General features: G+C 65.1%; 21 protein-coding genes. 10 read left to right on the forward strand and 11 right to left on the reverse strand.

The genetic code is table 11. From position 1 onward, the window contains the following. Genes JN280_RS26345 through JN280_RS26355 form a run of 3 tightly spaced genes read left to right on the forward strand, consistent with a single transcriptional unit; the run spans position 1 to position 3,048 of the window. A complete protein-coding gene (locus JN280_RS26345) occupies positions 1–1,608 on the forward strand; it encodes an acyl-CoA carboxylase subunit beta (RefSeq protein ID WP_202306703.1) in 1,608 nt (535 codons plus the stop codon). A 2-nt stretch (positions 1,609–1,610) separates the two neighbouring features. Then, positions 1,611–2,216 (forward strand): 2-hydroxychromene-2-carboxylate isomerase, encoded by a 606-nt coding sequence (locus JN280_RS26350; RefSeq protein WP_202306704.1) that lies wholly within the window; start codon positions 1,611–1,613, stop codon positions 2,214–2,216. A gap of 58 nt (positions 2,217–2,274) precedes the next feature. Further along, positions 2,275–3,048, forward strand: a complete 774-nt coding sequence (locus tag JN280_RS26355; protein ID WP_202306705.1) for an enoyl-CoA hydratase-related protein — start codon at positions 2,275–2,277, stop codon at positions 3,046–3,048. Between the two features lie 6 nt (positions 3,049–3,054). On the opposite strand, the gene nadC is transcribed toward JN280_RS26355, so the two are convergent. The 4 genes from nadC to JN280_RS26375 form a co-directional block, all read right to left on the reverse strand. After that, positions 3,055–3,918: a carboxylating nicotinate-nucleotide diphosphorylase gene (gene nadC / locus JN280_RS26360; protein WP_202306707.1), complete on the reverse strand. Its 864-nt coding sequence runs from the start codon at positions 3,916–3,918 to the stop codon at positions 3,055–3,057. Positions 3,919–3,921: 3 nt separating this feature from the next. Next, positions 3,922–5,472 (reverse strand): L-aspartate oxidase, encoded by a 1,551-nt coding sequence (locus JN280_RS26365; RefSeq protein WP_202306709.1) that lies wholly within the window; start codon positions 5,470–5,472, stop codon positions 3,922–3,924. Further along, entirely contained in the window at positions 5,469–6,443 is a 975-nt protein-coding gene (gene nadA / locus JN280_RS26370) for a quinolinate synthase NadA (protein WP_202306711.1), read from the reverse strand. Before nadA ends, JN280_RS26365 begins: the two co-directional genes overlap by 4 nt. A gap of 98 nt (positions 6,444–6,541) precedes the next feature. Then, positions 6,542–7,501 carry an NUDIX hydrolase gene (locus tag JN280_RS26375; RefSeq protein ID WP_202315050.1) on the reverse strand — a complete coding sequence of 320 codons (960 nt, stop codon included), beginning with the start codon at positions 7,499–7,501 and terminating at the stop codon, positions 6,542–6,544. Between the two features lie 155 nt (positions 7,502–7,656). Between JN280_RS26375 and panB the strand changes: the two genes are divergently transcribed. After that, a complete protein-coding gene (panB, locus tag JN280_RS26380; protein WP_202306713.1) occupies positions 7,657–8,502 on the forward strand; it encodes a 3-methyl-2-oxobutanoate hydroxymethyltransferase in 846 nt (281 codons plus the stop codon). Continuing rightward, on the forward strand, positions 8,499–9,416 hold the full coding sequence (gene panC, locus JN280_RS26385) for a pantoate--beta-alanine ligase (RefSeq protein WP_202306715.1): 918 nt from the start codon (positions 8,499–8,501) through the stop codon (positions 9,414–9,416). The genes panB and panC overlap by 4 nt, the downstream gene beginning before the upstream one ends. On the opposite strand, the gene JN280_RS26390 is transcribed toward panC, so the two are convergent. From JN280_RS26390 to JN280_RS26405, 4 genes are all read right to left on the reverse strand, one after another. Next, a complete protein-coding gene (locus JN280_RS26390; RefSeq protein WP_202306717.1) occupies positions 9,371–9,688 on the reverse strand; it encodes a Dabb family protein in 318 nt (105 codons plus the stop codon). The genes panC and JN280_RS26390 overlap by 46 nt on opposite strands. A 137-nt stretch (positions 9,689–9,825) precedes the next feature. Beyond that, positions 9,826–10,722, reverse strand: coding sequence for a LysR family transcriptional regulator (locus tag JN280_RS26395; protein ID WP_202306719.1), 897 nt, complete (start codon positions 10,720–10,722; stop codon positions 9,826–9,828). 128 nt (positions 10,723–10,850) lie between these two features. Next, positions 10,851–12,920, reverse strand: a complete 2,070-nt coding sequence (locus tag JN280_RS26400) for a beta strand repeat-containing protein (protein WP_202306721.1) — start codon at positions 12,918–12,920, stop codon at positions 10,851–10,853. Positions 12,921–13,304: 384 nt separating this feature from the next. Next, positions 13,305–18,776, reverse strand: coding sequence for a beta strand repeat-containing protein (locus tag JN280_RS26405; RefSeq protein WP_202306723.1), 5,472 nt, complete (start codon positions 18,774–18,776; stop codon positions 13,305–13,307). A gap of 564 nt (positions 18,777–19,340) precedes the next feature. On the opposite strand from JN280_RS26405, the gene JN280_RS26410 reads away from it, so the two are divergent. From JN280_RS26410 to JN280_RS26420, 3 genes are read left to right on the forward strand one after another with little or no spacing between them, the layout of a single operon-like run. Continuing rightward, the gene (locus tag JN280_RS26410) at positions 19,341–19,880 is read left to right on the forward strand and encodes a phage tail protein (RefSeq protein ID WP_202306725.1); all 540 of its coding nucleotides are present in this window, start codon (positions 19,341–19,343) and stop codon (positions 19,878–19,880) included. Between the two features lie 8 nt (positions 19,881–19,888). Continuing rightward, the gene (locus JN280_RS26415) at positions 19,889–20,437 is read left to right on the forward strand and encodes a phage tail protein (protein WP_202306727.1); all 549 of its coding nucleotides are present in this window, start codon (positions 19,889–19,891) and stop codon (positions 20,435–20,437) included. Between the two features lie 48 nt (positions 20,438–20,485). Further along, positions 20,486–21,025: a phage tail protein gene (locus JN280_RS26420; protein ID WP_202306729.1), complete on the forward strand. Its 540-nt coding sequence runs from the start codon at positions 20,486–20,488 to the stop codon at positions 21,023–21,025. Positions 21,026–21,174: 149 nt separating this feature from the next. Here JN280_RS26420 and JN280_RS26425 read toward each other — a convergent pair whose 3' ends face one another. Further along, positions 21,175–21,474, reverse strand: a complete 300-nt coding sequence (locus JN280_RS26425; protein ID WP_202306731.1) for a DUF6916 family protein — start codon at positions 21,472–21,474, stop codon at positions 21,175–21,177. A 113-nt stretch (positions 21,475–21,587) separates the two neighbouring features. Here JN280_RS26425 and JN280_RS26430 point away from each other — a divergent pair, with 113 nt between their 5' ends. Next, positions 21,588–22,100 (forward strand): GNAT family N-acetyltransferase, encoded by a 513-nt coding sequence (locus tag JN280_RS26430; protein ID WP_202306733.1) that lies wholly within the window; start codon positions 21,588–21,590, stop codon positions 22,098–22,100. 309 nt (positions 22,101–22,409) lie between these two features. Then, positions 22,410–23,666: an SAM-dependent methyltransferase gene (locus tag JN280_RS26435; RefSeq protein ID WP_202306735.1), complete on the forward strand. Its 1,257-nt coding sequence runs from the start codon at positions 22,410–22,412 to the stop codon at positions 23,664–23,666. On the opposite strand, the gene JN280_RS26440 is transcribed toward JN280_RS26435, so the two are convergent. Both JN280_RS26440 and JN280_RS26445 read right to left on the reverse strand, forming a co-directional pair. Then, on the reverse strand, positions 23,654–23,953 hold the full coding sequence (locus JN280_RS26440; protein WP_202306737.1) for a hypothetical protein: 300 nt from the start codon (positions 23,951–23,953) through the stop codon (positions 23,654–23,656). The genes JN280_RS26435 and JN280_RS26440 overlap by 13 nt on opposite strands. A 281-nt stretch (positions 23,954–24,234) precedes the next feature. Next, positions 24,235–26,211 carry a bifunctional 2',3'-cyclic-nucleotide 2'-phosphodiesterase/3'-nucleotidase gene (locus JN280_RS26445; protein WP_202306738.1) on the reverse strand — a complete coding sequence of 659 codons (1,977 nt, stop codon included), beginning with the start codon at positions 26,209–26,211 and terminating at the stop codon, positions 24,235–24,237. Positions 26,212–26,339 lie beyond the last annotated feature (128 nt).

Genomic DNA, 26,339 nt, shown 5'->3' on the forward strand with positions numbered 1-26,339 from the left:
ATGCGCAGAATTTCTTCCGTCGTCAGCACGTCGAACAGCGACTTCCGGCGCAACGAGGCTCACAACCGCAGGCTGGTAGCAGCCTTCAGAGAGAAGCAGGAGGCGGCTCGCCATGCCCGCCCCCAGCGCGACCTTGAGCGGCTAAGCAAGCAGGGCAAGCTGCGCCCGCGCGAGCGCATCGAGAAGCTGCTCGATCCGGGCACGCCTTTCCTGGAACTCTCCTCGCTCGCCGCCAACATGGCCTATGGCGGAGAGTCTCCGTCGGCCAGTTCGATCGTCGGCATCGGCGTCGTATCGGGACGCGAAGTCGTGATCCGCGCGGACGACCCGACCGTCAAGGGTGGCGCCTGGTATCCGCTGACGGCAAAGAAGATCGCACGCGCCCTCGACATCGCCATGGAAAACCGGCTTCCCGTCGTGCATCTGTGCGATTCCGCGGGCGGCTTTCTTCAGCTCCAGTCCGAGGTCTTTCCGGACAAGCACATGGCCGGACGGATCTTCCGGAACCAGTCGATCCTGTCGAAGATGGGGGTGAAGCAACTGGCGCTGGTGTTCGGCCACTGCACGGCCGGCGGCGCCTATATTCCCGGGCTTTCCGACTACAATGTCATCGTGCGCGGCACCGGCGCGGTCTTCCTCGGCGGGCCGCCGCTGGTGCGGGCTGCAACCGGCGAGGATGTGACGGTGGAGGAACTCGGCGGCGCCGACATGCACACCAGCGTCTCAGGCACCTGCGACTATCCGGCCGGCAGCGAGGAAGAGGCGATCCATATCGGCCGCGAGATTGTCGCGCAGTGGGAAAAGCCGCGGAAATGGGAGTGCCAGCGCGAAACGCCGGAGGACCCCGCCTATGATCCCGAGGAGATCTACGGGATCCTGCCTGACGACATCAAGAAGCAGTTCGACATGCGCGAGATCATAGCGCGCATCGTCGACGGCAGCCGCTTCCATGAGTACCAGCCCAATTACGGCACCACGCTGGTCTGCGGCTTCGCCAATATCTGGGGCTTCAAGGTGGGCATCCTCGCCAACAACGGCGTCCTGTTCAACGACTCCTCGCTCAAGGGCGCCCATTTCATCGAGCTGTGCAACCAGAACTCCACGCCGCTCGTGTTCCTGCAGAACATCACCGGCTACATGATCGGCCGCGAATATGAGCGCCGCGGCATCACCAAGGACGGCGCCAAGATGATCATGGCGCAAAGCTGCAGCCGCGTGCCGAAATTCACCGTGATGTGCAACGGCTCCTTCGGCGCCGGCAATTACGGCATGTGCGGGCGCGCCTTCGACGGCCGCCTGCTGTTCACCTGGCCCAACCACCAGATCGGGGTCATGGGCGGCGACCAGGCCGCCAACACGCTGGCCGAGGTCAAGGTCAACCAGATGAAGCGCAACGGCGGAGTGGTCGACCAGGTCGAGGTCGACCGGCTCTGGGAAGAAACCCGGAAGGCCTATCAGGAGCAGTTGTCGGCCTACTACTCGACCTCGGAACTCTGGGACGACGGCATCATCGACCCGGCCGATACACGCAACGCGCTCGGTGTCGCCATCTCAGCATCGCTCAACGCGCCGCTCGGCGAACCGGGTTACGGCGTGTTCAGGTTCTGACGATGGAGCCGATCCGCATCTATTTCGATTTCGCCTCGCCCTACGCCTACTTCGCGCTCCCGGGCCTGGAGAAGCTCGCCGAAGAACACGGCCGCGAGCTCGAATGGCGGCCCGTCATCCTGTGGGCGGTCATGAAGGCCCATGGCATCGCGCCGCCCATGGATGTGCCGGTCAAGCGGGACTACTTCTTCACCGACATGAAACGGTCCGCCGCTTTCCACGGCCTTCCCTATCGCCATCCCGATCGCTTGCCGGTCTCATCGCATCTGCCTGCACGCGTCTATTGGTGCCTCGCCAACACCGATCCTTCGGCGGCTAAAGAATTTGGCCGTAGCGTTTTCCGGGCGTTCTTCACCCAGGGCGAGGATATCACAAGCGAGGCTGCGATTACTCGTCTCGCGGCCCGGTCTGGCCTGGACGAAGCCGGAGCGCGCGATGCAGTGAGCGGGCCTGTCGGCCGCGCGAAGCTGGCGGCTGCCGTCGATCTGGCCATCGCCGATGGCGTTTGCGGCTCGCCCTTCGTGATCATCGACGGAGAGCCGTTCTTCGGCGCCGACAGGGTACCGCAGATCGCCTGGCGTCTCGGTCAGCGCACCATCGGCAGGTGACGGCGTGATGGAAAGCATGGCACAATCGGCAACGCTCAGAAAGGCCGGAGGAAGAATCATGAGCAGCTACAACGACATCTCGTTCCGGCACGAAGGCGGCATCGCCCATATCACCGTCGAGCGCCCTGCCCGGCTCAATGCCTATCGCAACCAGACCGCGGACGAACTTCTGGACGCATTCCGCCGCGCCGAGGACGATACGACGATCCGCGCGGTGATCTTCACGGGCGCCGGCCGGGCCTTCGGCGCCGGCTACGACCTCTCGACGGTGAAGCCAGGCGAAGTGCCCGAACTGGACCAGGTGCTCGAGCAACATTTCAATCCCCTTGTGCGCCACATGCGCCACTCGCGCCTGCCGATCCTGTCGCAGGTGAACGGTCCATGCGCGGGAGCGGCGGTCGGCATCGCGCTCGCCGGGGACATCGTGATCGCCGCACGCTCGGCTTATTTCTACGAGCCCTTCGTCGGCATCGCGCTTGTGCCCGACGCCGGAAACACGCTGTTCCTGCCGCGCGCCGCGGGCCGCATCCGCGCCATGCCGGCAATGCTGCTCGGCGATCGCATCAGCGCCGAGGAAGCCCTGTCCTGGGGCCTTGTGTGGCGCGTCTTCGACGATGCCGAACTCGCCGCCGAGGCAGCACGGATCGCCGACACTCTCGCTGCCCGCACGCCGTCGGCGATCGCCGCGACCAAGCGCCTGGTCACGGCGGCGACCGATTTTGGCATGAACGATCAGCTCGACCTCGAGCGCGACCTTCAAGGCATCGCCGGCCGCACGCCCGAGATGAAGGACGCCATCGCCGCCTTTTTTGCGAAGAGGCAGGCAAGCTAATCCCCGTCAGGCTGCCGTTTCGCCAGTCGAGCGATAGTCCAGCCCGATATCGAGGATCGGCGCGCTGTGCGTCAGCCAGCCGATCGAGATGAGGTCGACGCCCGATGCGGCGATGTCAGGGGCCGTGGCCGGCGTGACACGACCCGAGGCTTCCGTGATCGCGCGGCCGTCGACCATTTCGACCGCCTGGCGCAATTCCTCCGGCGTCATGTTGTCCAGCAGAACCGCATCGACACCGACGGCCATCGCTTGATCGAGCTGCGCCAGCGTGTCGACTTCGACCTCGATCTTGACCAAATGGCCGACCGAGGCCTTCGCCCTTTCGATCGCGGTCCGGACGCCACCGGCAACCGCGATATGGTTGTCCTTGATGAGAACCGCGTCGTCCAGCCCGAAGCGGTGATTGGAGCCGCCGCCGGCACGCACGGCATATTTCTCTACGGCCCTGAGGCCCGGCGTGGTCTTGCGCGTGCAGACGATCTTCGCCTTGTATGCCCGGACGGCCGCAACGACCGAGGCTGTCGCGGAGGCGATGCCGCTGAGACGGCACAGGAAGTTCAGTGCCGTACGCTCAGCGGCCAGCAGCCCGAGCGCCGGGCCAGCCGCTGTCGCGATCGTCTCGCCCTGCGCGACGGCGGCGCCGTCCGGCCGCATTATCCGCAGTGATATGCCGGGGTCGACAAGACGGAAGGCGAGTATCGCCACGTCCAGCCCAGCGACGACACCGGGTTGCCGCGCGACGATCGCCATGGTCGCGTTCAGGCCTTCGGGCACGATCGCCGCACTTGTTATGTCTCCCATACGGCCGAGGTCCTCCAGCAACGCCGCGCGCACCAGCGGTTCGAGAATGATTTCGGGAAGCGGCGTCATGCTTCATGCGCTCCTTGCAAGTATTGCCGTTTTGTCGTGCGACAGCGCGCGTGCCGCCTTGACGGCCGTGTCGAAGTCGAGACGGGTTCGGCGCGGCACCTCGTCGGTCTGCGGGAAGTCGTCACGCCAATGCGCGCCACGGCTTTCCTCGCGCCTCAGTGCGGCGACGGCGATCATCAGCCCGACCGCCGCCGGATCGCCCGCCGTGCCGCCGCCCTGGACGAGCCGAAGCAAGGTGGCCACTGCTTTTTCCAGCCCGGGGCCGTCGCGTGTCACCCCGAGTGCGCTGGACAGGATAGGCCGCACCGCCCCCGGATCGGGTGACGGCGAGGCCGCTGGGAAAGTGGCTGGGCGGCCGACGCGATCGGCTATCCCCGCCACGTCTTCCGCAACGCGCCGCGCCATGACGGCCGCCTCGGACAGCGAGTTGCTGGCAAGCCGGTTGGCCCCGTGAAGGCCGGTGCAGGCGACCTCGCCGCAGGCCCACAAGCCAGGGACCGAGCTTCGGCCCGAGAGGTCGGTGGCGACGCCCCCCATGTGATAGTGAACGGCCGGGCGGACTGGAACGGGCTGACGAGCCGGATCGAGCCCGGCGTCCTTGCAGAATGCATCGATGGCGGGGAAGCGGAGGGCAAACTCGCCGCCCGATAGCCGACGAGCATCGAGGAAGACGCTGTGCCCTGCAGCGAGATGCCGCCAGACGCTGCGCGCCACGCGGTCGCGGGGCGCCAGCTCGGCCCCGGGCAGATGTTCGAGAAAACGCCGGCCCAGTTCGTCGATCAGCACGGCGCCCTCACCGCGCACCGCTTCGCTGACCAGCCGCATTGGGCGCGCCGCTCCCGCCAGGGCCGTGGGATGGAACTGGATGAATTCGAGGTCGGCGAACTCGGCGCCGGCGCGCGCCGCCAGAGCGAGGCCCTGCCCCCAGTTGCCGAGCGGATTGGTGGTGTCGAGAAAAAGGCCGCCGGTACCACCCGTCGCCAGCACGACGCGACGGGTCGCGAACGCCGAGAGGCCATCTCGACGGGCGACGAGCAGGCCCGCGACGGTACCTTCGTCGACGATCAGACGGCGCGCCTCGACAGCCTCCAGCACCGTGATCGACGGCGTTTGGCGCACGGCGGCGCAGAGAGCGCGCATCACTTCGCGGCCGGTCCCGTCGCCTCCAGCATGGACGATCCGGCGGCGGCCATGCGCTGCCTCGAGCCCCAGTTGCAGCGCTCCTTCCCCGGCGCGGTCGAAACGCACGCCGAAGCGTGTCAGCGACGCGATCGCGGCCGGGGCTTCATCGACGATCCCGCGGGCGGCTTCCACGTCGCAGAGCCCGTCGCCTGCGGCCAGCGTGTCGGCCAGATGCTGCGCGGGATCGTCGTCCTCGCCGAGGCTGGCGGCAAGGCCGCCCTGCGCCAGCGTACTGGAAGTTCCGTCGCCGAGCGGCAACCTCGACAGGAGCACGACCGGCTCCGGAGCAAGATGCAGCGCCGTCATCAGCCCGGCGATACCGCCGCCGACAATGATCGGGCGCCCGTCGAAATCATGCCGGACGGCGCTCATACCGCCAGCATCCGTTCGACGGCGAGGCGCGCGCGGGCGGCGACATCGGGATCGATGGTCACGACATGCCGATCGTGCTCCAGCGCCGAACGGATGTTGGAGAGCGTGATGCGCTTCATGTGGGGGCAGAGATTGCACGGCCGGACGAAGTCGACATCAGGGTGGGCAACAGCGACATTGTCGCTCATCGAGCATTCCGTCATCAGCACCACGCGGCCCGGCCGGTGCCGCCCGACATAGTCGGACATGGCGGCTGTGGAGCCCGCGAAGTCGGCCTCGGCGACCACTTCGGGCGGGCATTCCGGATGAGCCAGGACGACGACGCCGGGATGCGCTTCGCGCAACTCCCTGATATCGGCCGGAGTGAAGCGCTCATGCACCTCGCAGTGGCCTTTCCAGGCGACAATCTCGACAGTTGTCTGGACAGCGACGTTCCTGGCCAGATACTCGTCGGGGATCATGATGACACGCGGCACGCCGAGTGATTCCACCACCGCCAGCGCATTGCCCGACGTGCAGCAGATGTCCGACTCGGCTTTTACCGCGGCCGAGGTGTTGACATAGGTGATCACAGGCAAGCCCGGATAGCGGCTGCGCATGAGGCGCACGTCCTCGGCCGTGATCGAATCGGCGAGCGAGCAGCCCGCTCCCAGATCCGGGATCAGCACGATCTTGCCCGGGTTGAGCAGCTTTGCGGTCTCGGCCATGAAGTGCACCCCCGCCAGGACGATGACATCGGCGTCGACCGTCATGGCCTTGCGGGCCAGCGCGAGGCTGTCGCCGACGATGTCGGCCACACAGTGGAAAATCTCCGGCGTCTGGTAATTGTGCGCCAGGATCACGGCGTTGCGCTCACGCTTCAGCGCAAGGATGGCCTCGATGTCGTCCTCGAAGACCGGCCATTCGACCGGCGGAATGACACGGCGCACGCGTTCATACAGCGCGGCGGCGCTGGAATGTGAGACGGACATGGCAACTCCCTATTATGCTCGGTACGAGTATAATAGGGGCATATGCTTACTATGAGCATAAGGCTTGTCAAGAAGCATTTGTCAGGAACGTCACTTTGTCAGGGGCGCGACTGGGGCAGCTTGGTCCCGGCCATGGAGCGTTCAGCCAGCACGGCATGGCGAAAACGGAACAGTTTCGCGGGTCGTCCGCCGGTGTCGGTCGCGGTCTCGCCGGTCTCCTCGACGAGCTCCTGCTGTTCGATCAGGCGGCGGAAGTTCTGCTTGTGCACCAGCCGTCCGGCCAGCGCTTCGACGGCGCGCTGCAACTGAAGCAGCGTGAAGACGGGGGGCATCAGCTCGAACACCACCGGACGGTATTTGATCTTGGTGCGCAGACGCGCGATCCCGGTCGCAAGGATGCGGCGATGGTCGGCGACCATTGCCCGGCCGGGCAGGTTTTCTTCGGTCTCTCGGCCGCGCGTGCCCTCCTCCACCAGGCCGGCCTCATAGAGCAGTTCGTAACGTTGCAGCGTCAGTTCCTCGTTCCAGCCGCGCTCGTCGAAGCCGAAGGCGATCGCAGCCCGCTGCCAGCGGTCGTGGCGCATCTCGGCATCGCCGCCCTGCTCGGCCCAGGCGCGCAATCGGGGCGCCAGAATGTCGGCGAGCACCGCCGGCACGCCACCGCGGTGATCTTCCCATGGAAAATATTCGTACCAGCTCCGCCACCTCCGCCGCGCCGAGCCCTCGGTGCCTTCCTCACGCGTCAGACCGAGATAGCTGATCGAGATCACGCGCTGCGCATCGCCGGCTCGGTCACGGTCGGCGAATGTATAGAGCTGCTCGATGTAGCCCAGCGGATGGCCCGTCTGGCGCTCGACCCACGCCCGCAAGCCCGATTGCAGGGAGCGATGGCCGAGTTCAAAGGGACCGGACGGCAAGGCATGCGCCTTGTCGATGGTGAGGGCGCACGGCTCGCCGTCGGTGACGGCGACAAGCACGGCGATCAGGTCCACCTTCACGTCGTGAGACTGGTCGGAACCGCGGTTCCGCTCGGTCGGGCTGGAGGTATCGTGCTGCATTGCGTTGCGAAGTCTCATCAGTGGTTGCGCCGAACCGTGGACTTCCGCCGGGCTATCGTCAACGCCTCGGGGCCACCCCGAACAATTTGCTCTTCGCAACTGCACAAAATTGTGCCAAACGCCCCGCGGGGGATGACGCATGGGAAGGAGGCGCCATGAGCGCGAGCAATGAAGCGAGAGCTGTCACCCCACCCGAAGTCTTGGCCCGCAAAGGCAAACAGCCGCTGGTCTGCCTGACCGCCTATACGACGCCGATGGCACGTCTTGTGGACCCTCATTGCGACATCGTGCTCGTCGGCGACAGTGTCGGCATGGTGTTGCACGGTCTACCCTCCACCCTCGGCGTCACGCTCGACATGATGATCCTGCACGGCAAGGCTGTGCGCCGCGGCGTCGATCAGGCATTGATGGTCGTCGACATGCCTTTCGGCGCCTATGAGGAGAGTACTGAACAGGCCTTTCGCCACGCGGCACGATTGATGGCCGAGACCGGCTGCGCCGCGGTCAAGGTCGAAGGCGGCGAGACCATGGCCGGTACGATCCGGTTCCTCACGGGGCGGGGCATCCCGGTCATGGCCCATATCGGGCTGACGCCGCAGGCGGTCAATGCTTTCGGCGGCTACAAGGTGCAGGGGCGTGGCGGCGAAGCCGACCGGATCACGCGCGATGCCATGGCCGTCGCCGATGCGGGCGCATTCTCGGTCGTTCTGGAGAAGGTGCCTGAGGCTCTCGCCCGCGCGCTCACCGCGAGAATTGCCATTCCAACCATAGGGATCGGCGCCTCGCCGGCTTGCGATGGTCAGATCCTCGTCATCGACGACATGCTTGGCATGTTCACCGCTTTCCGTCCGAAGTTCGTCAGGCGCTATGCCGAACTCGGCCGGCAAGCCGAGACCGCGATCGCCACCTATGCCGACGATGTGCGCCAGCGCCGCTTTCCGGCGGCCGAGCATGTCTTCGGCGATACGCCCGAGAGCCGCAAGCAGGGAGAAAGCGCATGAGCGTAGCCATCGTCAGGACCGTCGTCGAACTGCGCGAAAGGGTCGCTGAATGGCGACGCGGCGGCGCCCGTGTCGCGGTGGTGCCCACCATGGGGGCCTTGCATGAAGGGCATCTGAGCCTGGTCCGCGCTGCTCTCGCCCGCGCCGAGCGGGTGGTGGTCACGCTGTTCGTAAACCCGAAGCAGTTCAACAGCGCCGCCGACCTCGCCGCCTATCCGCGCACGGAAGATGAAGATGCGGCCAAGCTGGCGACGGTCGGCGCTCACCTGCTCTATGCTCCCGACGGCAGCGAGATGTATCCTGAGGGGTTCGCCACGACCGTTTCGGTGACCGGCGTCAGCGAAGGACTGTGCGGCGCCTTCCGGCCCGGTCATTTCGACGGCGTGGCGACCGTGGTTGCCAAGCTCTTTCTGCAGAGCGGCGCCGACATCGCACTGTTCGGAGAGAAGGATTTTCAGCAGCTTCACGTTGTCCGCCGTATGGCGCGCGACCTGGATATTCCCATCTCGATCATCGGCTGTCCGACCGTTCGCGAAGCCGACGGGCTCGCTCTCTCTTCGCGCAATGTCCGGCTCTCGCCGGCAGAGCGGCGGGTGGCGCCGCGGCTGGCGGCGATCCTGTTCGAGGCGGCCGAGCGCATGGCCGCCGGCGCGCCGGTGGACGGTGTGCTGTCCGAGGCGCATGACGCGATCATGACAGCCGGTTACGAGAAGGTCGAATATCTCGAACTGCGCGGGGAAGAGGATCTGAAGCCCATGCGACGCCTCGACCGGCCCGCGCGGCTGATCGTGGCGGCCTGGCTCGGCCAGACGCGGTTGATCGACAATGTCGAGGTCACGCCCGCGCGCATTGGGCGAGGATTGAGCGTTCAGGCGGCGATGGGCGCGGACGTCACGGCCTCGGCCACGTCATAGTCGGCAGCGAACCGCATTTCGCGCAAGGGACGCACACGCCTGATGGATTCGGCGTAGATCCCGTGAGCCTTGTAGGCGGCCAGCGCCTCGGGGCTTTCGAACTCGCCATAGACCACGACGTCGATCTCCTTGCTGATGGGATCGCTCTTGCGGTTGAATGACACTTCCAGCCGAAGCGCATGCGGGATGGTGGTCAGGATTGCGAGCCCGTCCCTGATGCTCGCGGCGTCGCATTCGTCCTTGGCGCTGAACAGCACGATATGGCGGATCATGGGATACCCCGATGTGAAGCCGATGCCGGGACGCATATCAGGTCGGCAGACTCATGCAATGCGGCAAGCTGGCTTATCGTGATGGCCTCAATCGCCGGCGCGGTCGCGCGCTCCGATGTCGTTTTCGGTAGACGCCTTCACCCCGGCATGAACAATGCGCGATTGCGCTCGACCTGCTCGCCGATGAAGGTCGCGGCGGCCCGGATGCGCGCCGTGTCCTTGAGATCGGCATGCATGATCAGCCAGAAAGTCCGGGTGATCGTGATGCGGTCGGCGAGCACCGGCGCCAGTTCCGGCTCGGTGGCAGCCATGAAATCGGGAATGACGCAGACTCCGGTTCCCGCGACCGCCGCCCGCATCTGGGCGATCAGGTTCGAGCTGGTCAACCGCACCTTCAGGTCGGCCGGAACCTGCGGCAGATAGTCGAGTTCGGGCGTGAAGATGAGATCGGGTATGTAGCCGATCATCAGATGGTCGGCGAGATCGTCCGGCGTTTCGATCGGGCTGTGCGCGGCCAGATAGGCGCGCGATGCATAAAGATGCAGGTGATAATCGGTGAGCTTGCGCGCCACCAGCCGGCCTTCCGTCGGCCGGGTCAGGCCGATGGCGATGTCGGCCTCACGCTTCGAGAGGCTGAAGATCCGCGGCATGGCGATGAGCTGCACGTCGAGTTCCGGATAACGCCGGCAAAGCTCGCCGATCCTCGGCGCGAGGAAAAACGAGCCGAAACCATCAGGTGCACCGATGCGGACCGCGCCGCTCAGCGCCAGGTCGGAGCCGGCGATGTCGTTCTGGATCCTGGCAGCGACATTCTCCATCTGCTCGACATGGGCGAGCAGGCTTTCGCCTGCCGGCGTCAGCACGGAGCCCCTCGGCGAGCGCTCGAAAAGCCTGGCCGACAGCGCCTGCTCTAGCGCGGCGATGCGGCGGCTGACCGTCGCGTGGTCGGTCGCGAGTTGGGCGGCAGCCGCGGTCAGCCGCCCCGTTCGGGCGACCGCCAGGAAGAAACGAAGGTGGGACCAGTCGAAACTCATGAAGCCCGCGTTTTCCTGCACGATGGAGCGGCCAGATGGCCCCTCAATTGTGCAGGAATACGCGCCGCCGCGCGCCGACGCAACTGCGCGCCGCCAGTCGGCTGCGAGCGGCTTCGGGCGCCCGGAGGCTACAGGAGAAAGTCGGTGGCCGTCAGGGTCGAAACCGAGTGAACCTGGATCTGGAAATCGGCCACGCGATCTCCGTCGACGTCACCGGAAACGACTCCCCCGGCAAAGCGCAGTTGGCCGGCGGCGCCCGTAAAGCCGTGCCTGCCGATGAAGGCAAAGGCCTGATCGCCGGCGAGATTGACATTGGCATCGATGTCCAGGAGGTCGATCCGATCGCCCTGCCATCTGCTGAAACCGTAGATGGCATCGCGGCCCGCTCCGACCGCGCTGTCCGCCACCAAGTCGAAGTCGAAACGGTCTGCGCCCGCCCCTCCATTCAACAGGTCGCGGCCTGCCCCGCCCCGCAGCAGGTCGTTGCCGGCCCCGCCGAACAGAACGTCGTTTCCGCCCAGGCCGAGAAGAACGTTCGCGCCGCAATTTCCGACAATGGTGTTGTTGGCCGCATTGCCGCTGCCATTGAAGTTACCGGATCGGGTGAGCAGGAGGTTCTCGAAATTGTCGGCGAGGGTGAGGCTCGCGCCGGCTATCACGGTGTCGTTTCCCTCGCCGGCTGCTTCGATGAGGGTATCGCCGAGATCGTAGTAGTAGACATCGTTGCCCGCGCCACCGGAAATCGTGTCCGCGCCGGCCCCGCCGGAGAGCCAGTCGTTGCCGGCGCCACCGAAAAGGCTCTCGGCACCGCTGCTGCCGATCAGCACGTCGGCCTTCGCCGAGCCGATCACGGTGTCGAAGCCGGCGACGCCTCCCGTGCCGGTCGCGGTACCGGCTGCGAGGTTCACCTTCACACTGCGGCCAAAAGCCGAATAGTCGAGGGTATCGTTGCCGGCCCCGCCGTCGGTCAGACCGGTGATGACCGACCCTTGCCTGAGCTTCAGGGTGTTGTTGCCGCTGCCGAACTGGATTGCCGTTCCGCCGCCTCCCGAGATCGTGCCGCCATTGTCGATCGTGTCATCGAGGTCGCTGACGATGCGGATACCGAAGCTGCCGGCACCGGAGACGGTACCGTCGTTGACAATGGTCGTCACGAACGGCGCGTTGCCCTGCGAGCTGTCGTCGACGAGGATACCGATCCCGACACCGCTGATCGTAGCCTTTGCGTGATTGGTGATGGTGCCGCCGCCGGCCGCGATGCCTTCGCTGGTGTTGGCCAGCCCGTCCGAGCCATGGCCGCCCGCGCCGGTGCCCTGAATGATACCGTAATTGACGATGGTCGCCTCGAAGTCGATGTCGACCCCGTCGCCGTCGCCGTCGTTGACGCCATCGGGAACGCCGCCCCCTCCGGGGCCGTTGATGTCGGAACCGATGCTGTCGCTGAAGGCCCCGGTGATGACGCCGTAGTTGATGACGGTCGCGGTACCGTCCGAACCGACGCCTGATCCGTTCCTTCCGGTGATGCTGGCGCCGGGCCCGTTGATGACGGTGATATCAGTGGATTCGCCGACATTGATGCCGTGACGGTCGCCCGAAATCGCGCCGGTGCCCTTGTTCTCCACAGTTCCGGTCGCGTCGTCCTCGAACTGGATACCGTCGAGACTGCCGCCATATGCGGCAGCCGTGCCAGCATTTATGGTGCCGGAATTGACGATGTGACCGATCGCGCCGATACGGACCGCGTCGTTGTTGACGGAGCTGATGGTACCGGAATTATCGAGTTCGGTGACGAACGTCCCGGTCGCGCCCGCGAAATCGACCGCCTGGCCGTCGATGGAAGTGATCTCGCCGGAATTGATGATGTGCACCGTACCGCCGGTCACGGCACCCGACTGTATCTGGATCGCGTCATTGGCAGAGCGGATAGTTCCGGTGGCGTTGTTGATGATCGTGGCGTTGAGCGTCGCGCCGACCGTGCTCTCGAAGCGGATCGCCCGCGGCTCGGCCTGCGCTCCCACAGCCTCGATTATGCCGTCATTGACGATGGTGGCTCCGCTGGTCGGCGCATTGAAGCGTACGGCCTGGGCGTTTGCAGAAACCGAAAGCGCGCCGGCGATCTCGACCGTCAGCGTGTCGGCCCCTCCCATCGAAACGCGGTCCGTGCGGATGGTACCGGCGAGAACGACAGTGTCGACCATGGAACAGACTCCCTCTTGCGCGACCACGGTTGACGGCGGGCTGCGGCGTCACCATCCGGTCGATCCCCGTCCGTGCTTCTAGTGCTTGGCTTGTGACCGACGTGTGACGTTGATGGCGGTGCCGTCGTGCGGCACCGCTCCTCGGCGCGACCGTTTCATATGACGTATTGTTCCGGCTCGAGCTGCGCATGGCCTGACAGCCGCCCGACCCGTCTCGCCGTGCCAAAGCATGTCTCCCGAAAGTGGACACCGGTTTGGGGAAAGACATGCGCCAAATCAAGAACCTACAGCGTGTCGCGTGAATTCTCTTTCACACGACACGCTGTAGGAGCCGCTTGGGGTTTCGTCCCAGCGGCCCCCTGCGGGAGCCGGTCCGCTGCTGGCCTACAGCACGAAATCCCCTGCGGTGAGGGCGAGGTGGCCCTTGAACTCGACGTGGAAATCGGCGCTCAGGCCGGCATCGACATTGCCCCACAGGATGGTCTTGGCGGTGGCGCCGCTGCCCTCCTGCACGTAGCGCAGCTGGCCGGCACCGGTGAAGGCCGCCGTGCCGAGGAAGGCGAAGGCCTGGTTGCCGGAAAACAGGCTGTTGGCGTCGATCGTCGACAGGTCGACCCTGTCCTGCCCCTTGGCGAAGTCGCCGATCACGTCGCGGTTGCCCGCCCCGACCCGGCTGTCGGCGATGGCGTTGAAGTCGAACACGTCGTTGCCCGCTCCGCCGAACAGCGTATCGGCGCCGAGCCCGCCGGCCAGCACGTCGTTGCCGGCGAAGCCATAGAGCCGGTTGGCGCCGCTGTTGCCGGTGAGCAAATTGTTGAGCCCGTTGCCGGCGCCGTTAAAATTGCCCGCTCCCGTCAGCACCAGCCGCTCGACATTGGCGGCGAGCGTGTGGCCGACCGAGGCGTAGACCAGATCGGTGCCGCCGCCGACGGCCTCCACCACCGTGTCGCCGGCATTGACCGCATAGGTGTCGTTGCCGCCGAGCCCGCGCAGGACGTTGCCGCTGCCCTTGCTGACCAGCATGTCGGCACCGGCCGTGCCGGTCCCGGTCAGGCCGGTGCCGACGAGTTCCAGCCGCTCGACATTGGCCGCGTTGGCCAGCGAATAGGAAACGCCGTTGGCCCGCACCATGTCGCTGCCGCCCCCCGCCGTCTCCACGATACGCGTGCTGGCGGCGTTGACCACATAGCTGTCGTTGCCGCCGAGCCCGATCAGCGTGTTGGCCGCGCCGTTGGCGTAGAAAACGTCGTTGCCGGCACTGCCGCGCCCGGTCAGTCCGGAGCCGACAAGCGCCAGCGACTCGACATTGGCCGGCAGCGCATAGCTGACGCCGGTTGCGATGATGCGGTCGAAGCCCTGGCCGGCAAGCTCGATCACCCGGTCGCCGGTATGGTCGACATAATAGAGGTCGTCGCCGGTGCCGCCGGTCATGGTGTCGGCGCCGACACCGCCGAACAGCGTGTCGTTGCCCGCCCCGCCGATCAGCGTGTCGTTGCCGCCGTAGCCGACCAGCTTGTCGTTGCCGCTGCCGCCCGTGAGCCTGTCCGCTCCCGGACTGCCCAGCGCCGTCTCGGGATTCACGTCGGTCAGGTTGATGGTGAACGTCTCCTGGCGCAGCCCGCCGAGGCCGTCGCGGACCTGGACCGTGACCTGATGGCTCCGCGCCTGCTCGTAGTCGAGCAAGAGGCCATTGGCGACGGTCACCTGCCCCGTCGTCGAATTGATCGAGAAACGGCCGCCCGCATTGTCGAGAAGGGTGAAGGCGTTGGGCGACGGCCCATCGGCGTCGACGGCAGCGATGGCCCCGACGACCGTGCCGTTGGCCGCCAGTTCCGCGACCGACAGCGGACCGCCGGTCAGGTCGGAAGGCGCGTCGTTTTGGGCGGTCACCCCGACGGTGATCGTCGCCGGCGCGCCGTCCTCGATACCGTCATTCAGCACCAGGCTCAACACCCGGCTCGCCGTCGGCGTGTCGGATGCGTTGGCATAGGTGAGATTGGCGATCAGCGCCTCCAGCGCGGCCTGCGAAACGGCCGTGTCGAAGCCGATGACGAAGCTGCCGGAGGCCATAGCCGCCGTGCCGAAACGCACCCCGCCGTAACTCACCGCGCCGGTCGCCGCATTGTAGCCGATCTGGCCGGCACCGCTGCCCTGGTTGCGGATCGAAACGACGTCTTCGGCCAGCATGCCCGATATCGCCAGCCTGCCGCCCGCGTCAAAACCCTCCGCATCGCTGACAGCGACGCCCGACGGCACCAGCAATTGCGGCGCGGCATTGACAATGTTCTCCAGGAAGGTCGCGTTTGCCGGCAGCGTCAGCACCGGCGCGTCGTTCTGAGCAGCCACAGTGATGGTGACGGTGTCCGTATCCGTCTGGTTGCCGCCGCTGCCGGAAAGGCCGAGATCGTCGGTGACGATCTGCAGCGAGGCCGGCCCGGAATAACCCGGCGTCGGGCTGAAGACGAGGCCGTCCAGCGCGGCGTTGATGGCCGCGATTGTGCCCTCGAAGGTCATGCTGCCGTCACTGGCGCCGCTGCCGACAGTGAAAGTCAGCCCGGTGGTGCCGTTGAGCGTCACCAGCCCGCTCGATGCAGTCAGCGTGACCCGGACCGTCCCGCCGCCGGCATCGACGTCCGAAATCGAGATGCGGTTCGAATTGCCGGTCGAGAACACCAGCGCCGTGTCCTCGTCCGTCGTCTGAGCGGCCGGCACGCCGTTGACCGGCGCGTCGTTCACGGCGGTGAGGTCGAGCGCTACCGTGGTGGTGTCGGTCAGGGCGCCGCCGACGCCGGTGTTGCCGCCGTCATTGATCCCGACCGTCAGGGTCACGTCGGCCGTGGCGTCGAGCGACGGCGTGAAGGAGACGCCCGAAGCGGCGACGAAAGCGTTGATGTCGGCAATCGAGCCGGTCAGTGTCAGCGTGCCGCTGCCCGAGCCGGCCACCAGGACGCCGCCGCCCGCCGTGGCGGCAAGCGTTCCCGACGGCACCGAGAACTCGACCGATACGGAGCCTGCGCCGGCATCGATGTCGGCGAAGGAGATGCCGGTCAACGCCGCCGCCACATCCTCGGTGACCGCGATCGAAGCCGGCGCGGTGATCACAGGCGCGTCGTTGACCGCCGTGACATCAATCGTCACCGTGCCACTGTCGGTCTCGGCAGGGCCGCCACTGTTGCCGCCGTCGTTGATCCCAACCGTCAGCATCACGTCGCCGCTCGCATTTGCGGCCGTGGTGAAGGTCACATTCGAGCCGGCGATGAAGGTGTTGATGTTGATGATCGAGCCGGTCAGCGTCAATGCGCTCGCGGTGCCGCCCACCGTCACGCCGCCGCCGTTCGATGCCGCCAGCGTGCCGGAAGGAACCGACAACGTCACCGTCACGCTGCCGCTGCCTGCATCGGCGTCGGAGAAGCTGATCCCCGTCAGGGCGGTGGCGACGTCCTCGCTGGCCACGATGTTCGCCGGCAATGTCGCGACAGGCGCGTCGTTCACCGCCGTGACGCTTACCATCCTGGTGCCGGCAAGGCTGTCGGACGTGCCGTCGTTGACGACGAAGCTGATCGTGCGGTCGCCCGTGTTCGGAGTGTCTGAGCTGTTGACGTAGGTGACGGCGCGGAGCGCCGCTTGCCACTGCGCCACGGTGGCGTTGCCACCGGGCGAGTCCAGGGTCAGCACGCCGGTCGCGGGAGTGTAGCTCACGAGCACGATGTCGCCCATCGTCCCGGGATTCGCGACGAAGGCGAGCTCGTCCTGCCCGGATACGAAACCACCCGTTATCGACACCGTTGCGCTGCTCAATGCGGCGTCGTCGACGTCGCTCAGCGTCAGGCCCGCGTCGACGACGACAGGCGTGGAGGCCACATTCTGGCCCTCGGTGAAAGCCGCCGTCCCGCCCGACGTCGTGACGACAGGGAGGTCGTTGGTGCCCGTGATCGTGACGGTCACGACCTGGCTGTCGGCCAGCGGAGTCCCGGCATTGTCGGTGACGGCGATCTGATACTGAAGCGTCAACGTTTCGCCGGCCGCCAGGTAATCGAACGCCTGCCCGCCCGAGTTGAAGGTCCAGGTCAAGGTCTGCGTGGCACTGGTCGAGGGGATGTTGATGATTGGCGACGGCCCCGCCGTGAAGAAGCCTTCGAGCGTCGCGAGGCTCAGGCCGCCCTGGTCTCCGGTAACGCCGACAATGCTTGCACTCACGGTGACCGATGTCGAATCCGGGTCGGCCACGGTCAGAGTGCCGCTGCCCGACAGGCCGGCATTGGTCTCGCTTCGCGCCAGGCTGGCGCTGTTGCCGCCACCCACAGTGATGTCGGGCGCATCATTGACCCCGACGACTGTGATGGTCGTGGTCCTGAGATTGGTGTCCGAGCCGTTCGGCGTGCCGCTCGGGTCGCCGGCGGCGCCGTCATTGACCTGCCAGCTGATCGTGCGGGTGGTGTTGCCGCCATAGTTGGTGGGGTTGTCTCCGCCCGCCACGAAACGGACGTCTCCGAGCACCTGCTGGTAGTTGGCGAGCGTGTCGTAGCCGCTCAGCCTGAGCGTCTGGTTGCCGCTGCCGTCCGTGGTGATCGATATCGTGATGTTGGTGCCGGCGACGAGGCCGCTGGTCTGGCCCGCGACCGAAAGCTGATCGCCGCTGCCAGCAAAGCTGCCGCCTATGGCGACCGTCGCGCTCGCGAGATGATCGCCCTCGAGATCGGAGATCGTGGGGTCGGCGGTGAGCAGCGTGAGATCGGTGACCTGCTCGACCGCCGGATTCGACGTTCCGTTGACGCCGTCGATCTCGGCGAGCACATTGAAGGTCATGCCGCCGATATTTGCCGCGGTGCCGTTAAGGCCGACCGTGATGGTATCGATCAGCGTCGCCGAGAGGCCATCGGCGCTGAGCTGGAATGCATAAATGACGTCATCGTCAGCGCCGATGCCATCGTCGGTTTCCTCGGACTCGACATAGAGGATGTGTCTCGCTTCATCGATCACGAAGTCGCCGGGATAGAAATTGAGCGGGGCGCTCAGCCCGCTGAGCGTGACCTTCGTCGCCGGCGTGCTCCCCGTTGCGGAGCCGTTGATCACCCAGATCGCGCTCTCGCCGGGACTGCCGCCGCCGGGCTCTTCTTCCTGTGTGGTGAAATAGACCAGGCCGCGGCTCGAATCGACCTCGACATCGTAGATGAAGCCGTTCAGCGTCGTGAAATCAACGCCGTCGCCATCAAGCGGAAACTGCGACTGCTGGAGCAGCGGCACCGCGGGTGCGGTCGGATTGTCGAGATCGATCTTCCAGATGAGATTGGACTCGAAGCCGTCGCCGAGGGTCAGTTGCGCGAAGTAGAGCGTGTTGGTCGAGTAGTCGATGTCGAAATCGCGAACGTCGAACAGGTCGAGCCCGCCAGGGACACTGGACTGGACATTGGCCGTCGTCTGGGTCGCGATGAAGCCGTTGTCCGTGACCGCGCCTGTCAGCGGATTGTAGCTGAACTGGAGGATGCCCTGCTGGTTCGGGTCGAGATCGAGGTCGGTGTAGCCGACATACAGGCGTTCGTTGATCGGATCGATATGGATCGCGTTGACGATGTCGTCCGCCGCGAAAGTATGGACCACGGTCGGAGCCGCCGGACTGCCGACCTGCCCCATGAGCAGCATGGCGCCGTCGCCCGACGGGCCGCCATTGACCAGCACGTAGTAGATGCCTGCCGCCCAGTCGACGACGACCTCCTGAGGGAACCCCGTGACGAGATCCGTGGTCGGACTGTTGTCGACGTGAACGGTCTGGTTCGTCCCGTCGTCATTGACGTAGACGAGACGGGCATCCGTATTCCCACCCTGCGTCAGATACCAAAGCTGGCCGGTGACCGCCATGGCGCCACTCCTCTTGCGAAAAGGCATTTCAGGCACGGCCCCGGCCACTGCTGCCCTGCAGTGCCGACTCAACCTGCGGATGAGAGCCCCGCGCTCCTGATCGGCGTCAAATTATCGCTCTTGGCAGAGCGGCACAAGTAAAAGATGTATACTTGACCTCCGGCGACACTCATACGTTAGGCGGAGGTATCCCTGACGTTTTCCCTCAATCGCCGCCGAAGTGTTCGGAAAATATATCGCGCACCAAGCAGGAGCAGCGGGCGACGAATGCTTGTCTTCATGCGGGCAGCGAAGGTCGATCCACAAATATCGGGATCGACGCGATTGGCGGCGGTCGCGTCAGGCGGAGGGCCATGTCGTCGGGGCGATGGTCGAAAGCTCCTTGGCCGACGAAATATACAGCCCTCAACATCCGATCGGACGCCGCCCTCATCAATTCGCACGAATAAATTTGCCTTATTCTCCGGTCCCTAGATTGAACGGGAAAAGCGAGTGACGTAAGGTGATCTCATCCAGCCAGGCTTCAGCAAATCCGAAGCATATGTTCGACCCGAGGGAAGTGCGATGAGCGATCCTTATATCGGAGAAATTCGTCTCTTTGCCGGCAATTTCGCACCCGCCGGATGGGCACTCTGTCAGGGTCAGCTCATGCCCATTGCGGAGAACGACGCGCTGTTCACGCTGATCGGGACCACATATGGCGGCGACGGGCAGCAAACCTTCGCATTGCCCGATCTGCAGGGACGCGTCCCCCTGCATCAGGGCACGCTTGCCGGCAACACCTATGTAATCGGCGAGAGAAGCGGGACCGAGAGTGTCACACTGACCACCACCCAATTGCCGATCCACAATCACCGCGTCGGCTCGACCGGCCAGCCCGGGACCACCGGCACGCCGTCGTCCTCGACGATCGTTGCCGACGAGGGCCCGGCCAACATCGCGTCCGTGTTTGCCTATCAACCCTTCGACGGCACGAATCAGGTGCAGATCAGCGCCGCATCCGTCAGCCAGGTCGGAGGCAACCAGCCGCATGACAACATGCAGCCCTATCTGACGCTCAACTACATTATCTCGCTTTTCGGTATTTTTCCGAGCCAGAGCTGAGGCCCGACATGTCATCTCCCTTCGTCGCGGAAATCCGTATCTTCCCCTACAATTTCGCCCCGACCGGCTGGGCGCTCTGCAACGGGCAATTGATGCCGATATCGCAGAACACGGCGCTGTTCTCCCTGCTCGGCACGAACTATGGCGGCGACGGCAAGTCCACGTTCGGACTACCGAATCTCGCAGGCTCCGTCGCCATCGGCCAGGGCCAGGGGCCCGGGCTCTCGAATTACGACCTCGGCCAGGTCGGCGGCGAGCCGAACGTGACGCTGCTTACCCAAGAAATGCCCTCCCACAACCACAGCCTGAACTGCACGAGCACGGTCGCCACCGTCACCGCCTCAGACGGGGCCCAGCTTGCCAAGGGGCAGAAGGGCAATTTTCAGAGCGGTATCACGCAGGTCCAGCTCTACAGCGCCAATCAGGCGACGACGACGCTCAACCCGGCTTCCGCGGTCAGCACCGCGGGATCGACGATGCCGCACAACAACATGATGCCTTACCTCACGTTGAACTACTGCATCGCATTGCAGGGGGTCTTCCCGCCCCGCCCCTGATCGCGGGCGGGAACTCTGCTGCCGGTCTATTCCAGGGAGTCATGAACGATGGGCACGCCGTATCTGGGCGAAATAAAGATGATACCGTGGAACTTCCCTCCGAAGGGATGGGCCTTCTGCAACGGGCAGCTGTTGCCCATCAACCAGAACCAGGCGCTTTTCTCGCTGCTCGGCACGAATTTCGGCGGCAACGGTCAGACGACCTTTGGCCTGCCTGACCTGCGCGGCAGGGTCGCGGTCCATGCCAGCGGCGGCAACCCGGGCACCGTCGCGGGAGAGCCGAGCCACACCTTGACGATGGGGGAAATGCCGACCCACAACCATTTCATCAATGTCGACGCGGCTACGGCAGCCACCTCCAACACCAATACCCCGGCTTCCGGAACCGTTCTTGGCCAGTCCACCGGCAAACCGCCGCAGGGCGCGAGTTTTCCTGTGCAGATGTATGGCGAGGGCGCGCCTGTCGCGAATCTCGCTGCCGCGACCATCGGCAACTCGGGCGGGAGCCAGCCGCACAGCAATATGCAGCCCTATCTGGCCATCAATTTCGTCATTGCGCTCCAGGGCGTCTTCCCGTCGCGCAACTAAAGCATGTCTCCCGAAAGTGTGCCGCGGTTTCGGGATAGAGACATGCGCAAGATCAAGTGGCTGCAGCGTGTCGCGTGAAGCCTTTCGCGCGACACGCTGTAGCCGGCCTCGATCCAAGGATCGGACGACCATTCGCGCGCCGGTCGGCTTCAGTTGAAAGCGGCCTGATAGTTCTGCCGGTCGCTCTGCACCGTATGGACGGGCATCAGATAAAGATCGAACGACGATCTATCCTCGATCTGGAGCGTGTACAGCCCCTCGCGCATCACCTCGCCCGGCGGCCCGCGAAAGATCAGGTTGAACGGCTGGCGCGCCGTTCGATCCTTCTCCCAACCCTCCAGTTGACGCACATCCACCTGCTCCAGGATGAAAGGATGCGGCCAACCGTGCACGCGAAAAGGCTTGCTCACATGAGGAAGAAAATGCTCGGGCGTAAGCTGCTCGGTCACGGGGCAAGGCTCCTGCGGATAGTGGCGGCCACTATGACGCGCGGCCTCGCGGCTTGCAAATGGTGGCAGCTTTCGGTTCCCGGCAGCATCACCTGTCGCCAGGGATTCGTCTCGTGAGCGGCACCTTCCTTGTCCGGTCGCCGGAAGGATTGCTTCGGCTGCGGCCCGAGCGGGACGAAGACGAAGCATTCCGCTACCGTCTCTTCTGCGAGTCGCGAACGAAAGAGTGGGACCCGGTGCGGTCCAACGCCGTCTTGTTCGAACAGCTCATGCAGCATCAGTTCAGGGCCCAGACTGTCGGCTACCGCAGTCAGTTTCCCAAGGCGCGGTTCGACATCGTCGAACTCGATGGCCGGCCGATCGGGCGGGTCGTGGTCGACCGGCCGGGCACGATGATCCATGTCGTCGATCTAGCGATCGTGCCCTCGCTGCGCAATCGCGGAATCGGAACGGCAATGATGCAAAGCGTCATCGACGAGGCCCAGCACTCGGGTGTTCCAATCCAGCTCTATGTGTCGTCGGAAAACGACCCGTCATTGCGGCTCTATCTTCGCCTGGGTTTTGCGCCGATCGTATCCCACCCCTCCTACATCTTGCTTGAACGACAGCCCGGCGGGGACCGATAGCATCCGTTTCCCCGCAGTGCGGTCCTGCGCCCAGCAAGCCGGTCCCCTTCCTTCTCGCCGCAGTCGCCAGCAGCCCGGCGAAGCCCGGTCGCTTCCCGTGCGGCCTGGCTGTGCATCCCACTTGAAGTTCTCCCTCATGGCTGGAAATATGGTTGTGGGGATCCGTGGGGAACACCGGAATCGTGATCTGAGGGACACATATCCAGGTGCCCTTGGCCGTCGCGACGGTTCGGCGGTCATGGAGCCCGGCCGGCCGGCATCGGCGGACCAGGAGGCGTAGGGCGCCGTGGCGCCTATCGGGATGACGATATGGTGAAGAATCCGAGCAAGGCGTTCGTTCTGGCCGATGCAGTGCGGCTCGACGCAAGCAATTTCGCGCAGGTCGCGAAGGGCCTGCCCGCGAGGGCACGCATGGTTCTTTCAGCCGCGCAAGGGCTCGCCCGCGGCTCGCTGCGCATAAGGACGCCCGACGGCCGCGCCTTCCTGGTCGGCGGCAACGCGCCGGGCCCCGATGCGGAAGTCATCCTGCACAACTGGAACCTGCCGACCAAGGCCTTCGCCGGCGGGACGATCGGCGTCGCGGAATCCTATATGGACGGCGACTGGGACAGCCCCGACGTGACGACGTTCCTCGAGCTTTTCGTCGTCAATGTCGAAGCCGGCGAGCAGGTGGCCGGCGGCGCCAACTGGTTCCTCACCGCCGTTCAGAGGCTGCGCCACTGGCTGAACGAGAACACGCGCTCGGGCTCGAAGCGCAACATCTCGGCCCACTACGACCTCGGCAATGCCTTTTACAGGCAGTGGCTCGATCCGAGCATGACCTATTCGTCGGCGCTCTACATCACGGGAGCCAACGACCTGGAAAGCGCGCAGGCCGCCAAGTACCGGGCCCTCGCCCGGGACACCGGCATCAGCCACGGCGACCGCGTCCTGGAGATCGGCTGCGGCTGGGGCGGCTTCGCCGAGTTCGCGGCGCGCGAGATCGGGTGCAAGGTGACGGGCCTGACCATCTCGAAGGAACAGCACGACTTCGCACGCAAGCGCATCGCCGAGGCCGGGCTCTCCGACAAGGTCGAGATCAAACTGCAGGACTACCGCGACGAGACCGGCAAATATGACCGGATCGCCTCGATCGAGATGTTCGAGGCCGTCGGAGAGAAATACTGGCCGGTGTTCTTCGGCAAGGTCCGGGACTGCCTGAAGGCCGGCGGCACGGCGGGCATGCAGATCATCACCATCAACGAGGCAGCCTTCAAGCTCTACCGGAAGCGGCCGGATTTCATCCAGCGCTACGTCTTCCCGGGCGGCATGCTGCCCACGCCTGCCCTGCTCAGATCGCTCGGCGCCGATCACGGCCTGTCGCATCTGCGCGAGCGGGTCTTCGCCCAGGACTACGCCCGTACGCTCGCCGAGTGGCGCAGCCGCTTCTGGTCGTCCTGGGAGAAAATCGTGCCGCTGGGCTTCGACGACCGCTTCAAGAAGCTGTGGGAGTTCTATCTCCACTACTGCGAAGCCGGCTTCCGCGCCGAGTACATCGACGTGAGACAGGTCGTCTACAAGGCCTGATTCGCCGCCTCCCTGCCATCGAATGGCCATTCATTCATCCTAATCGCTATCGGCGAAACGATGGCGACGTGTGCGGCCGCCACGATGGGCGGGTGACTACGGGGCCACGCGGTGATGAGCAGATCCTGGAACTTCTTGCTGGCGCTGGCCGCCTGCGGCAGCTTGGTTGCGCCCACGGGCTGCACCCGCACGTCGGACGGCTCGGTCGTCATGTCGACGCCGGCGATGCCCAGTCTGTTCGGCCGCAGCGCCAGCCGGGAGACGATCGCCCCGGACCAACGCAGCATGGCGCTCGCCGAATTGCCTCCCGCCACAACTCCCGCGCCACAGCCCCCGAGCCGTGCAACTGTTTCGTCGCAATTGGGAAGCTGGAAGGTTCAGACCGTCAAGCCCCCCTTCGAGAGAACCGATCCGGACAAGCCGCTCAACTGCCGCTACCAGACGTCCGCCCAGGGCCGGGTCGGGATGACCTGCCTCTGACCTGTTGCCGCGCTCCATCCCATGGGCAAGCGCCAGGGGCAGTGAGTCGACGGCGGCCGCCGGGAAAGGCCGCCGTCGTTTCGGATGCTCAGAGCGCAATCCGATACTTTGCGAAGCCGTCTGCGCCCTCACCCGCAGGCTCGATCTTCACGGCCTTGACGTCGGCGATGAAGTCCTTCGCCTTGGGGCCGGTCTCGAACAGCACCGTCGTGCCGGGCATCGGCACGAAGGACCAGTTAGCGTCGGCCGACGGGTTGATGGTGCCCTGATCGACGATGTAGCGCACGATCACGTCGCGATTGGTATCGGGCGCCTCGAAGATCACCTTGGACGCGTTGATCTCCGGGAAGTTGCCGCCACCGCCGGCGCGATAGTTGTTGGTGGCGACCACGAACCTGGCGGCCGGGTCGATCGGCTTGCCGTCGAAGGCAAGGTCGACGATGCGGTTCGAACTCGCGTTCAGAACCGCGCCCTTCGGGTCGTATTTGGGCGGCTGCGATAGGTCGATCCTGTAGGTCACGCCGTCGATCACGTCGAAGTTGAAGGCCGGGAAGTCGGCATTGATCAGCGCCTGGTCGGACTTGCCGGGCTCGATGTGCTTGAAGATGCCCGCCGACATCTCCAGCCATTCCTTGACCTGGGCGCCAGATATCTCCACCGCCCGCACGGTGTTCGGATAGAGGTAGAGATCGGCGACGTTCTTGATCGCCACGTCGCCGGCCGGCACATCCGTGTAATATTCCGGACCGCCGCGCCCACCCGACTTGAAGGGCGCCGCTGCCGACAGCACCGGCAGGTCCTTCCATTGGGACTCCTTGAGCAGATCCTTGACGTACCAGGTCTGCGCCTGGGACACGATCTGGACCGAAGGATCGTCCGCGACGAGCGCGAAATAGGAATAGAGCGGCGCCGAGGTCTTGCCGACCGGCCGGCGTACATAAGCGAGCGTGGCCTCGTGATCCTCCTTCAACGCGTCGAGCAGCCTCTGGTCGTCGCCGACCACCGCCTTGTTTTTGTTGTCGACGCGTTCGAAGATCGGCCGCGCCTCCGACGTGGCGGAAACGATCTTCCAGCTGTTGCCGTCTCGCTCGAGCAGGAAGTCGATGAGGCCCATATGCGAACCCCAGAAGCCGCCCATGACGGCGGGCTTGCCCTGCAGCGTACCCTTCGCCGCATCGACGCCCTCCAGATCCTGGAAGTCCTTCTTGCCGGGGAAGACCAGATGCTGATGGCCGGTGAAGACGGCGTCGATGCCCTCCACGCCGGCGACGAAGAAGGAGGCATTCTCCATCATGTCGCCCTGCTTGTTGTCGATGCCGGAATGCGAGAGCGCGATGACGATGTCGGCACCCTCCTCCTTCATCTGCGGCACCCAGGCCTTGGCGGCCTCGACGATGTCGCGGGTGATCACATTGCCGGCGAGGTTCTTGGAATCCCAGATCATGATCTGCGGCGGCACGAAACCGATGACGCCGATCTTGATCGGATGTTCGGCGCCGGCACCGTCCTTGATCTTCTTTTCGACGAGCAGATAGGGCTTCAAATAAAGCTTGTCGTCGCGCGGATTGGAGGCGAGCGTCGTGCCGCGCACGAGATTTGCGCAGACGAAGGGGAAGTTCGCGCCGGCAAGCACCTTGTCCATGAAGGAGAGGCCGTAGTTGAACTCGTGGTTGCCCAGCGTCGAAACCTCGTAGCCGAGCATGTTCATGCCCTTCATGACAGGGTGGACGTCACCCTCCTTCATGCCCTTCTCATAGGCGATGTAGTCGCCCATCGGGTTGCCCTGCAGCAGGTCGCCATTGTCGACCAGCATGGAATTGGTCGCTTCCTTCCGCACCGAATCGATGAGCGAGGCGGTGCGCGACAGTCCCATCGTGTCGTTGGGCTTGTCGGCATAATAATCGTAGGGCAGCACGTTCACATGGATGTCGGTGGTCTCCATGATCCTCAGATGCGCCTGGTTGGCCTGGGCGCGCGCCGAGAAAGGATGCAGCATCACGAAGGCCGTCGCGGCGGACCCCGCAAGGAAGGTTCGGCGCGACAAGGATGCAAGCGGCAACGACATGGTCTTTTTCTCCCATTGATGACGGCGACCAGAATTTCCGGCCGAAATCAGAAGTTTCGCGCCGATCCTTCTGCAAGTCCAGCAGGAAGCCATGACAGGCGAATGAATATTCGCCGGCGCACGATCTC

The sequence above is a fragment of the Mesorhizobium sp. L-8-10 genome (assembly GCF_016756635.1).
Taxonomy (GTDB): Bacteria; Pseudomonadota; Alphaproteobacteria; order Rhizobiales; family Rhizobiaceae.